The 12166-nt window shown below is 43.0% G+C and carries 14 protein-coding genes; 10 read left to right on the top strand and 4 right to left on the bottom strand.

Annotation, left to right across the window (positions count from 1 at the left end; translation table 11 throughout):
- Positions 1–57: 57 nt before the first annotated feature.
- Positions 58–843 carry a prolyl oligopeptidase family serine peptidase gene (locus tag AAFN85_RS03835; RefSeq protein WP_347525634.1) on the bottom strand — a complete coding sequence of 262 codons (786 nt, stop codon included), beginning with the start codon at positions 841–843 and terminating at the stop codon, positions 58–60.
- A 183-nt stretch (positions 844–1026) separates the two neighbouring features.
- On the opposite strand from AAFN85_RS03835, the gene AAFN85_RS03830 reads away from it, so the two are divergent.
- Together AAFN85_RS03830 and AAFN85_RS03825 are read left to right on the top strand one after the other, a co-directional pair.
- On the top strand, positions 1027–2010 hold the full coding sequence (locus AAFN85_RS03830; protein ID WP_347525633.1) for a TIR domain-containing protein: 984 nt from the start codon (positions 1027–1029) through the stop codon (positions 2008–2010).
- Between the two features lie 289 nt (positions 2011–2299).
- Entirely contained in the window at positions 2300–2968 is a 669-nt protein-coding gene (locus AAFN85_RS03825; protein ID WP_347525632.1) for a hypothetical protein, read from the top strand.
- A gap of 160 nt (positions 2969–3128) precedes the next feature.
- Here the strand turns inward: AAFN85_RS03825 and AAFN85_RS03820 are convergent, their stop codons facing one another.
- Together AAFN85_RS03820 and AAFN85_RS03815 are read right to left on the bottom strand one after the other, a co-directional pair.
- The gene (locus AAFN85_RS03820; RefSeq protein ID WP_347525631.1) at positions 3129–4400 is read right to left on the bottom strand and encodes a DUF1501 domain-containing protein; all 1272 of its coding nucleotides are present in this window, start codon (positions 4398–4400) and stop codon (positions 3129–3131) included.
- 18 nt (positions 4401–4418) lie between these two features.
- Positions 4419–6353: a DUF1800 domain-containing protein gene (locus tag AAFN85_RS03815; RefSeq protein ID WP_347525630.1), complete on the bottom strand. Its 1935-nt coding sequence runs from the start codon at positions 6351–6353 to the stop codon at positions 4419–4421.
- Positions 6354–6518: 165 nt separating this feature from the next.
- On the opposite strand from AAFN85_RS03815, the gene AAFN85_RS03810 reads away from it, so the two are divergent.
- From AAFN85_RS03810 to AAFN85_RS03780, 7 genes are all read left to right on the top strand, one after another.
- Positions 6519–6887, top strand: coding sequence for a hypothetical protein (locus AAFN85_RS03810; protein ID WP_347525629.1), 369 nt, complete (start codon positions 6519–6521; stop codon positions 6885–6887).
- Between the two features lie 142 nt (positions 6888–7029).
- Positions 7030–7497: a LuxR C-terminal-related transcriptional regulator gene (locus AAFN85_RS03805; protein ID WP_347525628.1), complete on the top strand. Its 468-nt coding sequence runs from the start codon at positions 7030–7032 to the stop codon at positions 7495–7497.
- Between the two features lie 111 nt (positions 7498–7608).
- Positions 7609–8148: a DUF4199 domain-containing protein gene (locus AAFN85_RS03800; protein ID WP_347525627.1), complete on the top strand. Its 540-nt coding sequence runs from the start codon at positions 7609–7611 to the stop codon at positions 8146–8148.
- An 86-nt stretch (positions 8149–8234) separates the two neighbouring features.
- Positions 8235–9134 carry a LysR family transcriptional regulator gene (locus tag AAFN85_RS03795; RefSeq protein ID WP_347525626.1) on the top strand — a complete coding sequence of 300 codons (900 nt, stop codon included), beginning with the start codon at positions 8235–8237 and terminating at the stop codon, positions 9132–9134.
- A 77-nt stretch (positions 9135–9211) separates the two neighbouring features.
- The gene (locus tag AAFN85_RS03790) at positions 9212–10222 is read left to right on the top strand and encodes an NAD(P)/FAD-dependent oxidoreductase (protein WP_347525625.1); all 1011 of its coding nucleotides are present in this window, start codon (positions 9212–9214) and stop codon (positions 10220–10222) included.
- A 2-nt stretch (positions 10223–10224) separates the two neighbouring features.
- Positions 10225–10542, top strand: a complete 318-nt coding sequence (locus AAFN85_RS03785) for a 2Fe-2S iron-sulfur cluster-binding protein (protein WP_347525624.1) — start codon at positions 10225–10227, stop codon at positions 10540–10542.
- 203 nt (positions 10543–10745) lie between these two features.
- Entirely contained in the window at positions 10746–11096 is a 351-nt protein-coding gene (locus AAFN85_RS03780; protein ID WP_347525623.1) for a hypothetical protein, read from the top strand.
- Positions 11097–11121: 25 nt separating this feature from the next.
- Here AAFN85_RS03780 and AAFN85_RS03775 read toward each other — a convergent pair whose 3' ends face one another.
- On the bottom strand, positions 11122–11487 hold the full coding sequence (locus tag AAFN85_RS03775; RefSeq protein ID WP_347525622.1) for an MmcQ/YjbR family DNA-binding protein: 366 nt from the start codon (positions 11485–11487) through the stop codon (positions 11122–11124).
- 65 nt (positions 11488–11552) lie between these two features.
- Between AAFN85_RS03775 and AAFN85_RS03770 the strand changes: the two genes are divergently transcribed.
- Positions 11553–12164, top strand: a complete 612-nt coding sequence (locus tag AAFN85_RS03770; protein ID WP_347525621.1) for a class I SAM-dependent methyltransferase — start codon at positions 11553–11555, stop codon at positions 12162–12164.
- The last annotated feature ends 2 nt before the right edge of the window (positions 12165–12166 follow it).

Here is a 12166-nt window from a genome sequence, read left to right as displayed (position 1 = left end):
GTTCAGTTTTTAGTCGATACGTATCAAAGGGGGCAAAACGTTAAACCCGGATATGATTCATCTCTTAAATGAAAACAGCCATGGCAACAGATCCGGCTCGGCAAAAGCATTAATCCAGCTATTATGCATCACTCCCGGGTACTCGTTATACTTCGCATTTTTAGCGCCATTGGCCTGCAACACTTTGATCAACTCTCGGTTAGGATTAGGATCGATCACATTATCATCAGCACCGTGAAAAATCCACAGCGGTAAATGGAGGGCTTTTTTGGGGTATAATTGCACATTGGTTTGCCCGCAGATAGAAATTGCTGCCGCGAAATATTTAGGGTAATGAACGATCAGATCATAAGTTCCGAAACCTCCCATGGATAAGCCAGCAATATATACCCGTTTTTTATCAGCTACCTTATTTTTCACCAGGCTATCCATCAATAGTTTTACCAGCTTTTCGGGAGTGGACAGTGCCAACTTATTCATACCACGGTTATAGGCAACAGTTGTATCAGGCTTTGGGGCCGGAAACTTATTCCACAAGCTATCCTTAGGGCATTGCGGAAAAATCACGATTGCCGGGTACTTTTTGCGTACCGAATCTTTTAAAAACAGATCGGCACCAAGATCAAGCTGTTGTTCATTATCCTTTCCCCGCTCCCCGGCACCGTGCAGAAACGCTACTAATGGATACGATTTTTTTGGATCATAGTTTTCGGGGTACAGGATCCGGTAGCGTAAAGTATCGGCTCCGTTAATAAACAATGCTTTTTTGTATAAATTAAAGTCTTGCGATTTTGCAAAATGAAAGCTTACCAACAACAGCAGTAGCGATAGATATTTTTTCATGACCATGGCAGATTTTTAGGGCAGTAATAAGTTAACAAGTAAACCGATAGAAGCAGCGTAATTATTAAACTTATCTGATAACATTTTTATTGTGCAACTTGCTATAATCATCTGTTACAGTTAACTTTAAGCATGATATTGATCAATATCGCAACTCCTAACCTATTAACCTATCACTAAGCTATGAAACAGAAAACCATACCTACTAAACCTACGGTGTTTATTGCTTCGTCGGGCAAGGCCAAAGACATTGCAGAAGCCATTAAATTAAACTTTGATCATGAAGCAGATGTAGATATCTGGACGGAGAATGTTTTCAAATTAAATGAAAACACATTAGAAGTATTGTTGAACAGATCGAGTTATTACGATTTCTTTATCGCGGTTTTTGCTGCAGATGACAAAGCAGTTGTTAAAGGAAAAAACACAAAGGTTACCCGGGGGAATGTAATTTTCGAGTTCGGCCTGTTTTTAGGCAGAATTGGCATCAACAGGTCGTTTTTGGTACTTGAAGAGGGCGTTGACCTGATCAGCGATTTTGCCGGAATCACTACCACTACTTTTACGAGGCGTGATAACCTCGTAGCCGCGCTTGGTGCGAGCTGTACCCGCATCCGGGAAGGAATGAGCATTGCTACCAAATTGATGAGTTACTCGATGTTGCCATCAACCGCGTTGGCCGTTGGTTACTATCATAATTTTCTTGAAGAGATATTAAACGCGCTAAATAGCCAAAAATCTATTGAGGTTGTATTGGAAAGAGACAAATTGGGCAAAGCGATCAAAACTATCGACTACGAAATAAAAGCACCATATCCAACTATTGAAATAAGGGTTCCGAGAAAGCTTTCATCATTAAAAAAAGATATATTGACAAGTGAAACCAGGGCCTATCAGCAAATAGTAATTAATGCTGCATCAAGGCCTTATGCATTTTATATTCTTGGGGAATTTAGTCCGGATAAACCTATCCAATTAATTGATATACCAACTACACTTTACGCATCCTATCTCACAATAAATACTCTTTTTAAAAGTAGCTTTTTGGCAACCGAAAATAACCTCGAGAAACTTGTGGATAAGGAGATCAGGAACTTTGAACAAACCTTGAGTAAATTAATTCCGGATAATATTGAAAAAAAGTTTTACCGGTTTAAGGTTTACTAAAACCGATAAGAATCGATGCGGAAGTAGTCAGTTTTACGCCATCTGGTCGAAGTTTAGCACAGCGTAACTTCGTGCTAAAGTGTGTTAAGCTTCCTGTTTAGCTTTGCCATAAATCTTAGAGCGGCATATACAGTTGCCAAGTTACGCAAGCAGAATGCTTGCCCAAGTTTAACATAAACCTCGACCAAAAAAATCCTTTTTCCAACGCTATGAAAACTAAATTTTCTGATTCCACCAACCATTATGGGTTGTAAAAAATGGGTAAATTTGGAAACTAAACTTTTAAATAATGCTACAAGCTGCACAAACCTTACCTCACCATTTAACTAAAATTGACACCCTACAAGACCAAATTAATCATTTAAAGCACGTCGTTGACAGCCTAAATACGATTAGCGCAACGACAACCATCGGCACCGGATATTTTCATGACATAATTGGAGGTGTTATCATGATCTTTATATTAATTTTAACGATAATTGTTACTATAGCAGGCTTAATAAATTGGAATGTTTTGTTGAAGCGTTTCGATAGAATGACTGAAAACGTCAAAAATGAGCTTGAGAAACGAATCGAAGAAAACGAAAAGAGCTTTGAACAACTTACGTCGACATTTGAAAATAATATTAACTCATTAAAAGATCAAACTCTCAAGTTGCAATATGATGCCGGTCGCGCTATGTACTTTGCGTTAAAAGAGGAAAGCCCAGCTGCTGCTATGGGTTGGGCATTAGGGGTAATAGAATCTGCATTGGTTGCCGAAAACATAGAAAGAGCGAATGATTGGCTTGGAGGACTCGAGGCTGTGTTGGATAAGATAACAAAAGAAGAAATGATTTATCATTTTGAAGAACAAAAAGAATCTTTTGCAAGCCTTAAGCAAATGTTGGAAAATGAGGAGTTAAAAAGATTAAACAAGATCGAAGAAGGCGTTTTCAAAATTATGTTCAGTGCTTGATAGTTCTTATTACCTATACTGCCTCAGATGTCTTGTTTTTTGCGCCCTACTTAGGAGGCAAGATTACAAGCCTGGTTTTTTATGAGGCATTTCCAACCTCGGGTTAAGCTATCGCTAAACCCGCGACAGTTATTTTTTTGAATATACGGCTATTTTCTTTTTACCCCCTCATCACATTAATCCTATCCCCTTTCCAATCCGGAAAAAGCACATGATCGTTATTAATGCCGAGGTGCCTATCTGCCACCGAACTGAATACACTCCTGAAATCGGTAGTTACGGCAAGGTCGCGGCCATCTTCCAGGTTTTCGATGGCGAGGGGTTTTACATCTCCATAAATCAAACCGCCGCCTACATCATTACCTAAAATAAAATTACATGAGGCACGGCCATGGTCTGTTCCGCCGGTGCCGTTTTGGTGTACGGTGCGGCCAAATTCGGTCATGGTCATTACGGCAACATCATCCTGGTAGGTGCCGAGGTCGGTCCACAGGGCCATGATGCTATTGCTCAGGTCGGCCACGTTGCGGGAGAAAATACCGTTTTCGGTGCCCTGGTTAAAGTGGGTATCCCAGCCGTTTGATTCGGCAAAGGCTATTTCCAGGCCAACATCCATTTTTATAAGCTGGGCTATTTGCTTGAGCGAGTTACCTAAGGCCGAGTTAGGGTAAACTGCTCCATTAGCAGGACTGTAATTCTTAACATCTGTTTTCTGAAGCATTTTTACAGCCTCAAAACTTTCCTTACCGGTTTGTTTCAGCAGGCCTGATGCGGTTTGGTCATACAGATCTTCAAAGCTTTTGGCTGCCATATTTGCCCCCGTTGGGTTGCCCCGCATCTGGATGGCAAAATCCTGCAAGTTGCTGATGGCTACTGATGGGTTATCACCATAAAAAGAACGCGGCATGGCCGATGTAAGGCTCACCGCCGTAAAAGGCGTAAGCGCGTCATGCCCCAATAAACCCACGGCCCGGTTCAACCAGCCGCTTGATGTACCTTTATTAAACGGCGTACCCGATTCCATATAATCCTGCGCATCAAAATGCGAGCGGGTATTATTGGGCGATCCTATGCCATGCACAATTCCCAAACGCTTTTCGCGGAACATGGGTTCAAAAGCCTTCATGGCCGGGTGCAAACCAAAACGACCATCCAGATCAATTAAAGGGTTACCATTACCACTTTTAGCAGCCGACATAAACAGGTTTGGCCTTGCGGTTTTCAGATAATCATCAGTAAACGGAGTAACAGCCATCAGGCCATCCATAGCACCGCGCTGAAAAATACATACCAATGTTTTTTTCTTTTTATAGGGCGATAAGATCTTTTCGCTGGCCGCGGCTTCTGCCAAAAAGCCAGGAATGCCACCCAGCAAGCCCACGCCTAACAGGGCCAATCCGCCCGATTTTAAAAATCCTCTTCTTGATACCATTTCGTTATCCTCCTGCAATTATCGCCTTTGATACTCGGGCGAGCCAATAATAACACCTACCACCTGCGCCAGCATTGAGTTATTGCCTGTGGTGGTTTGCATTGCCGTAAAATTGTTTTTTCGTTTACCTTTCGTGCCTGTTTGCTTATCCATCATCTCATCGTTTCCGGTTGCCGGTGCCATAGTTGCAGCAGGAGTTTTGGCGCTGGCTTCGTCAACTTTTTCCATCAGTTTGGGGTCGTTAAGCATTGGGGTAAGGCGTTTGATGGTTTCATCAAGCGGTCGCCCCGGCATAATTAGTTTGCTATATGTATTAAGCGCGACCTGCGCGCTTTCGGGTTCGTGATGATTATTGAGCGCTGCCAGATCTATCTTCACACCGGGAATCCTGCCCGAGGCCAGGGCCAAACCAAAGTTCATGCGGTTAAGCAGCGCGCCGGTATTGATCCAGTATTGGCCACGATCGGGGAAACCTGTCGGGGCCTGGTAGTAGTACATTTTTTCGCCCATTTTATTGATCCAGTTAAACAGTTGGTAAGGCTGGTTAACGTCGGCATGCAGCGCCCGTACCGAACCGATAGCTAATTCAAAAGGCGATTTGGTTTTCTCACGTACAGCCGCGGCACTCCAAAACTCGGGCGAGTTCACCATCGTGATCAGCACCTGTTTAATATCGCCATCCTTATCCATAAAAGTGCGGGCCATTTTATCTATCAGGCTTTGCGGTGGGGTATCGTTCACAAAACGTACCGCTATTTTTTTGGAGATAAATTTGGCAGTGGCTTGCTGATGCGCCAGCATATTCAATAAAGTTACCCCCTCGTCAAATCCACCGCCTGCGGCAAAATGATGGCCTAAAACTGTTTTCTCGCCGGTATCATGCCGATTAGGGTTAAACAGAAAATCTCCTTCGTTTACAAAACCACGGTTCTCCAATTTATCATCACCAATACGGTTCATCAGTTTTTCGCCAGCCTTTCCGTAGTTGCCCATCGGATAAACCGTCCAGCCGGTAAGCACCTTGGCGGCTTGGGTTACATCCTGTTGGGTATAGCCGCCATCAACACCGAGGGTATGCAATTCCATTACCTCGCGAGCATAGTTTTCGTTAAGGCCCTGCGCTTTTTTACCTTTCAGTTTGGGCATATTGGCCATACTCCCGGTATCGCTTTGCATTTGCTGCAATAACTGCATGCGCTTTTGAACTTGCGGTTTATCAGCATTATTACCCGCACTGTTAAAATTATCCAGGTAATACAACATCGCCGGAGATTTGGCTGTAGCCAACAACAGCTCATTAAAGTTGCCTAAAGCATTCGGCCTGATCACATCGCGCTCATAATCCGGGATAAACTGGGCGCAATCATTTTTCACTACCGATACATTGAAATGGTTAAACCAAAAACTGGTCATCACCTCCTGTAACTGGTTATTGCTGTAAGCCGCCCTTAAGATTTTTTGATTGATGAACTGGCGCAACAATTCCTGCTCGGGTTTAAGGCCGTTTTGCTGCATGTAATTTTGCAACTGCTCGCGGTAAGCTTTTCGATCTGTTTTTACCGAATCGCGGTTTACCACACCATCTTTTACAGCCATGCGCAGCACCTGCGCGTTTTTGGGGTATTGCGCTACAATTTCGGTATTAGTAAGTTTAAGGGCGTCATATTTATCTAACAGCTGGTTTAGCGAATCATCTGGCATTTGGGCATCCAGTTGTTGGGCAAACCATTTTTCGGGGCCTTGCTTTACAACATCGTCCACTTCGCCGGGAGTGGCACCGTAGGTAAACCTGCTAAGCAAATGGGCAGCCGCCTGTTGTGGGGTTAAACCGGCTTGTTTGTAAGGAAATTTCAGGGTTCCCGGGTTGGGATAGCCCGGCAAAAAGGCAGTAAATACGGTAAACACACACAACAACACTCCAACACCACACCAGTATTTAACAGCCTTTTTCATAATATCCGGGTATATTTTAACTATTAATTTGTTTTGGTGATGTTATGACGCCAAAAAATGGCTTTGGTTTAATTTAAATGTAAAATGGAGCTAAATTTTTAATCTGTTAAACTAAAACTGAACTATATTGTCAATACATTTAGTTATCTACACAAAACAAAAAAGATGAAAAAATTACTGATGATAATGGCCCTTGTAGGCGGACTAAGCTTCGCGGCCAGCGCGCAAAAAAAAGTTGAGAAAACACCGGCCCAAAAAGCAGGCAATAAAACCGAGCACCTGGAAAAACACCTTAAATTAACTGCAGATCAAACCAAAAAAGTAAATGCCATTTTACTGGCCCAAGCTAACAGTATTGATAGCCTCAAAAAATTAAAACAAAACAAACAAACCGGTCACGCGGCCGACCAGAAGATCAAAAAACTGGCACAGGCAAGGCTGGATAAAGTGTTAACTCCTGAGCAGAAAAAAGAATATGCCGCCATGAAAGCTGAGAAAAAGGCTAAGAAGGATGCAGTGAAGAAAGCACAGTAAACCTTGATTTTTAGGATTGGGGGATTGCCCTGATGCTGTATAAAAATTTGTAAAAGCGGGACGTATCCCGCTTTTTTGTTTTACAGCTTTTCCTCCTTTGCCCGAATTATTCTAATTTTAATTCAAATCGCTGACCGTTATTATGATTTCAAACCCGCTGGCAAAACATAAGCTTACTATTCTTTACGGGGTATCGCTGGCTTTGTTATTGTTTTTGCTGAAGTGGCTGGAGCTGAAACTCATCATTGTAAACCATGCCTATGAGGCTTACATGGGGGCGATAGCTATTTTTTTCACAACCCTCGGCATTTGGCTGGCGTTAAAGCTTACCAAACCTAAAACCGTTGTGGTTGAAAAGCCGGTTTATATCAACAACGGCCCGGAGTTTACCATCAACCAAACCGAACTTGATAAACTTGGCCTAAGCAAACGCGAGCTGGAAGTGCTGCAACTAATGGCCGAGGGCTTGAGCAACCAGGAAATTTCAGAACGGTTGTTTGTATCGCTAAATACCATCAAAACACACTCGGCAAAAGTGTTTGAAAAAATGGAGGTAAAGCGGCGTACACAGGCGGTTGAGATGGCAAAGCGGCTTTGTATTATCCCCTAAAAACATCACCATTTAGTGTTATTTAGGCCAATATTTCCAAAATCACCCTAAAGTATGAGCTTGATTTAGATTTGGCAAGCCAACTTTGTTCCATCAAAACATAAAAACGATATGAAAAAAAATGTACTTGTTTTTGGATCGATCTCGGGTTTGATCATTGCAGCAACCGGGAGTATTTCGGGCGCTCTTTGTTATAACAATCCCAATTTTCAGGGCAACATGTGGATTGGCTACGGCTCGATGGTGCTGGCCTTTTCCTTAATATTTGTAGCCATCAAAAATTATCGCGATAAATATAATGATGGGGTTATCAGTTTTGGTAAGGCACTTGGTATCGGCCTCTCAATTGTGGCCATTACATCAACTATTTATGTGTTGATCTGGCTGATTGAGTTTTATAATTTCTTCCCCGATTTTATGAGCAAATACGTGGCCCATGTTTTAAATGAAGCCAAAGCACACGGTGCAACAGAGGCCGAACTTAAGCAAAAGGCAGCCGAAATGGCTCCTTATGTAGAAATGTACAAGAGCCCGGTTGGTGTTATCCTGTTTACCTATGTAGAGATATTGCCGGTTGGCCTGGTGATTGCACTGATAGCTGCGCTGATGTTGAAACGCAAGAATACAGATCAGCAGTTGGTTGCTAATTGAAATAAACTGATATGTGGGGATGTTAGAGACTTACGAAGTTTCAAAAACTTCGTAAGTCTGGATTAAGAAATTCCTACCTTGCTTCCATGATATTCGATTTCAGGCTGAAGGTTTTTTATACGGTTGCGCAGCGATTAAGCTTTACCAAAGCTGCTTCGGAATTGTTTATTACCCAGCCTGCCGTTACCAAGCATATCAAAGAGCTGGAACAGCAGCTTAGTCAGCAGCTTTTTAAGCGTAATGGGAATAATATCGCCCTCACTCCTGCCGGTAAGGTATTGGAAAAATATGCTGAAAAAATTTTCCAAACCTATACCGATCTGGAAAATGAACTGGCACAGCTAAACGATCTGGAAGCGGGCACGCTTCACATCGGTGCAAGTACTACCGTGGCGCAAACTATTTTGCCCAAGCTTTTGGCGCTGTTTAAAAAAACATACCCTAAAATAACGTTCAACTTTATACAGGCCAATACCGATCAGGTATCGCAGATGGTACTGGCCGAAAAAATTGATATTGCCATTGTTGAAGGCGCGGCGCATTCAACGCAACTGGCCTATACCGATTTTGCTAAAGACGAGATAGTACTGGTTACCGCGGCAAACAATAAGTTATCCAAAAAGGCCGAGATCTCGCCCAAACAATTACCAGCAATTCCACTCGTATTACGCGAGGCAGGTTCAGGTACATTGGATGTAATATTCAATGCACTGGCCGGAGCACAGATCAATCCCAAAGATCTGAACATCGAGATCCAACTGGAAAGCAGTATCGCCATCAAACAGTATCTTTTGTATTCAGAAACAGCTACTTTCCTGTCTATCCAATCAGTAGTAAGCGAATTGAAATACAACGAGCTTAGTATTATCGACATTAAAGGATTGGAGATATTCCGCACTTTTCAATTCATTCAGCTGCATGGCAAACACAGCAAACTGATCGAATTATTTAAACGTTTCTGCCTCGCCAATTATAACTTAAAGTAATACTACATTACTTTATATGATTTGATTTACAGTCCCTTTACGACCAAATTTGATTGCTGAACAAAAGGCGATCACACATGGAACAAATCACTACTGATATCTGCATTATAGGCGCCGGGCCTGTTGGTTTATTTGCTGTTTTTGAAGCCGGGTTGTTAAAAATGCGCTGCCATTTAATTGATGTGCTGCCGCAGGTTGGCGGTCAGCTTTCCGAAATTTACCCCCACAAACCTATCTATGATATCCCCGGCTATCCGGATATTACCGCGCAGCAGCTGATCGATAACCTGATGTTGCAGATAGCGCCCTTCAATCCAACTTTTAGTTTAGGCGAGCGTGTAGAAACCCTTAACCGAAGGGACGATGGATCGTACGATATTAAAACCGATGACGGCACCAGCGTACATTGCCAGGTGGTAGTGATTGCCGGTGGCTTAGGCTGCTTTGAACCCCGCAAACCCGAAATTGACCGTCTGGCCGATTTTGAAGGTAAGGGTGTAGCCTACATGGTTAAAAACCCCGAGCATTTCCGCGATAAAAAAGTGGTACTGGCCGGTGGAGGCGATTCTGCTTTAGATTGGGCCGTTTTCCTGAGTAAAATAGCCGAAAAGGTAACTTTAGTTCATCGTGGTGATACTTTCCGTGGCGCACCGGATAGTGCCGAAAAAGTTTTTGAACTGGCTAAAGAAGGCAAGATCGACCTGATCCTGAAATCGAACGTGGTAGCGTTAACCGGCGATGAACACCTGCAGGAGATTACTCTGCTTGATCGTAATAATGAAGTAAGCCATATCGAAGCTGATCACCTGATTCCGCTATTCGGCCTTAGCCCTAAACTGGGACCAATTGCCGAATGGGGTTTGAATATCGATAGATCGGCCATCGCGGTAAACACGGTAGATTACAGTACCAATATCGAACGTATTTATGCCATTGGCGATATCAATACTTATCCAGGTAAGTTAAAATTGATCCTGTGTGGTTTCCACGAAGCCGCCTTGATGGCGCAAAGTGCCTTCAAATACGTATTCCCCGAACAAAAACTGAGTTTTAAATATACCACCGTTTACGGTGTAAGCGCTTTTTAGCCATGATCAACCTAACTATAATAGATCGCGACGGCGGCCGGATGCCCGTCGAAATTCCAGAAGGTATCAACCTGAGCCTGATGGAGGTACTAAAAGCATCTGAATATGATATCCTGGCCACCTGCGGCGGTATGGCCCTTTGTGCCACCTGCCATGTACAGGTAATTGAAGGGTCTGAACAATATTTTACGCCAACCGATGCTGAACTTGATGTGCTGGACACTCTGCCTTATGCGGAGACAACCAGTAGATTGGCCTGCCAGATCAGGATAAGTGAGGACATGGATGGGATGGTGTTTAAGTTGATGGGCGGAGAATGATGTGAGGAGTCCAAAGTATTAAGTCGGAGCCCTTTCCTGGCGCAAGTCTTTCGCGTAGATCGAGCGTGGGTGACTTATGCCTTAGCGCATAGGCACAAGTGAGCAACGCTACAGCCCCCTTCACAACATTTGCGCCAATAGGTGTTCAGGTTGATGGGCGGGAGTAGCCCTGTTAAAACAAATTTTTAAACCTTATCATGTGAATGAAAAAATTATTTAAAAGGCTTTTTAAACCGCGTATCACCGCAAGCAGTATCGAACACCCCAAAGAAAACACGGAGCCGCTTACCAGCATTGAATTTGCTAATTACTCTGACAAAGCAAAACGACTTTGGATTGAGTTTTTGGCAATTGATGTAGATATTGAGCCATTTACATCTTATAAAATATTAACTGATGATAGATTTTTCGAATTTACTTTTGAACCGGATGATTTGATTACTTTATATTTTCACAATAGCTTTGGGCTTATTTTATATAAAAGACAAATATTAAAAAAAACAGGAGGCTATGGCGAATGGATTTTGGAGTATGATTATTATCATCGCAATTAACAATGGATTCTTATAAGCTAAATTATTAAAAGGGAGCATTTGCTATCATCGCCTCATATTCTTTAATCAACTTCTTGGTAGCCCTTGCCAGGTAAGCAGTGATCAACAACTCTTTCACATCCTCCGGCGATGCGGTTTCCAACCTTACGGCCATGTATTTATATTTTTGATAATGTGGGGTGATGAAATAAGTATCCGGGTCCTTTGTCATCCATTTTTCACGCTCGAGGGTGTGCACGGCAAGTACCTCTTCTTTTTCCTTTACATTGGCGAAGATCTTGCCGTTTACATAAAAGGCCTCATCTTCAAAATGGGGCTTTTGCGTAACGCCTGGCAAATGCATCAAGGTATTGTGCATAAAGCGCATAAATATGTGCATATCGGTAGCCATGGTTAAATTTATAAATTAATATTAACAGCGAGCGCAAAACAGTAATTTAGGCTTTTACAAAAACTATGGGCAACAACCTGCAACAATTATACGGCAATATCGATATCTACCTGTTTGATCAGTTGCTGAAAGGCCGATTTGATAGCTGCACCACCGTGCTTGATGCCGGTTGTGGCGGCGGGCGTAACCTGGTTTATTTTTTAAATAACGGGTTTGAAGTGTATGGCATCGACCAAAGCGCCGAAGCTGTTGAAGCGGTTAAACAATTATCTGCAAGCCTCTCCCCTGCTAATCCGCTTGATAATTTCGCGGTTGCCCCTGTTGAGGATCTACCTTTTGCCGATGCACAGTTTGATGTGGTGATCTGCAGCGCGGTGCTCCATTTTGCGCAGGATGCCGAACATTTTGATGCCATGGTGCGCTCGCTTTGGCGGGTGCTTAAGCCCGGTGGCCACTTCTTTGCACGTTTAGCTTCTGATATAGGCATTGAAGATAAAGTTAAACCTTTAGGCAATTTCCGTTATTTACTGCCCGACGGCTCCGAACGTTTTTTAGTGAGCGAAGATGTGCTAATGGAATATACTGATACCCTCGGCGGCAAACTCTTCGAGCCATTAAAAACCACCAATGTGCAAAACCTGCGCTGTATGACCACCTGGTGCATGTACAAATTGTAATG

Origin of the sequence: Mucilaginibacter sp. CAU 1740, assembly GCF_039839285.1 — a bacterium.
Lineage (GTDB): Bacteria > Bacteroidota > Bacteroidia > Sphingobacteriales > Sphingobacteriaceae > Mucilaginibacter.
The sequence above is the reverse complement of the archived record's forward strand: the minus strand, read 5'-3'. Positions and strand labels throughout refer to the sequence as shown.

Bases quoted from the DNA above. Each gene is read 5' to 3' on its own strand.
- AAFN85_RS03830 (WP_347525633.1), top strand. From the start codon at position 1,027: ATGAAACAGAAAACCATACCTACTAAACCTACGGTGTTTATTGCTTCG.
- AAFN85_RS03770 (WP_347525621.1), top strand. From the start codon at position 11,553: ATGGGCAACAACCTGCAACAATTATACGGCAATATCGATATCTACCTG.
- AAFN85_RS03835 (WP_347525634.1), bottom strand. From the start codon at position 843: ATGAAAAAATATCTATCGCTACTGCTGTTGTTGGTAAGCTTTCATTTT.
- AAFN85_RS03780 (WP_347525623.1), top strand. From the start codon at position 10,746: ATGAAAAAATTATTTAAAAGGCTTTTTAAACCGCGTATCACCGCAAGC.
- AAFN85_RS03785 (WP_347525624.1), top strand. From the start codon at position 10,225: ATGATCAACCTAACTATAATAGATCGCGACGGCGGCCGGATGCCCGTC.
- AAFN85_RS03790 (WP_347525625.1), top strand. From the start codon at position 9,212: ATGGAACAAATCACTACTGATATCTGCATTATAGGCGCCGGGCCTGTT.
- AAFN85_RS03815 (WP_347525630.1), bottom strand. From the start codon at position 6,353: ATGAAAAAGGCTGTTAAATACTGGTGTGGTGTTGGAGTGTTGTTGTGT.
- AAFN85_RS03805 (WP_347525628.1), top strand. From the start codon at position 7,030: ATGATTTCAAACCCGCTGGCAAAACATAAGCTTACTATTCTTTACGGG.
- AAFN85_RS03795 (WP_347525626.1), top strand. From the start codon at position 8,235: ATGATATTCGATTTCAGGCTGAAGGTTTTTTATACGGTTGCGCAGCGA.
- AAFN85_RS03810 (WP_347525629.1), top strand. From the start codon at position 6,519: ATGAAAAAATTACTGATGATAATGGCCCTTGTAGGCGGACTAAGCTTC.
- AAFN85_RS03800 (WP_347525627.1), top strand. From the start codon at position 7,609: ATGAAAAAAAATGTACTTGTTTTTGGATCGATCTCGGGTTTGATCATT.
- AAFN85_RS03775 (WP_347525622.1), bottom strand. From the start codon at position 11,487: ATGGCTACCGATATGCACATATTTATGCGCTTTATGCACAATACCTTG.
- AAFN85_RS03825 (WP_347525632.1), top strand. From the start codon at position 2,300: ATGCTACAAGCTGCACAAACCTTACCTCACCATTTAACTAAAATTGAC.
- AAFN85_RS03820 (WP_347525631.1), bottom strand. From the start codon at position 4,400: ATGGTATCAAGAAGAGGATTTTTAAAATCGGGCGGATTGGCCCTGTTA.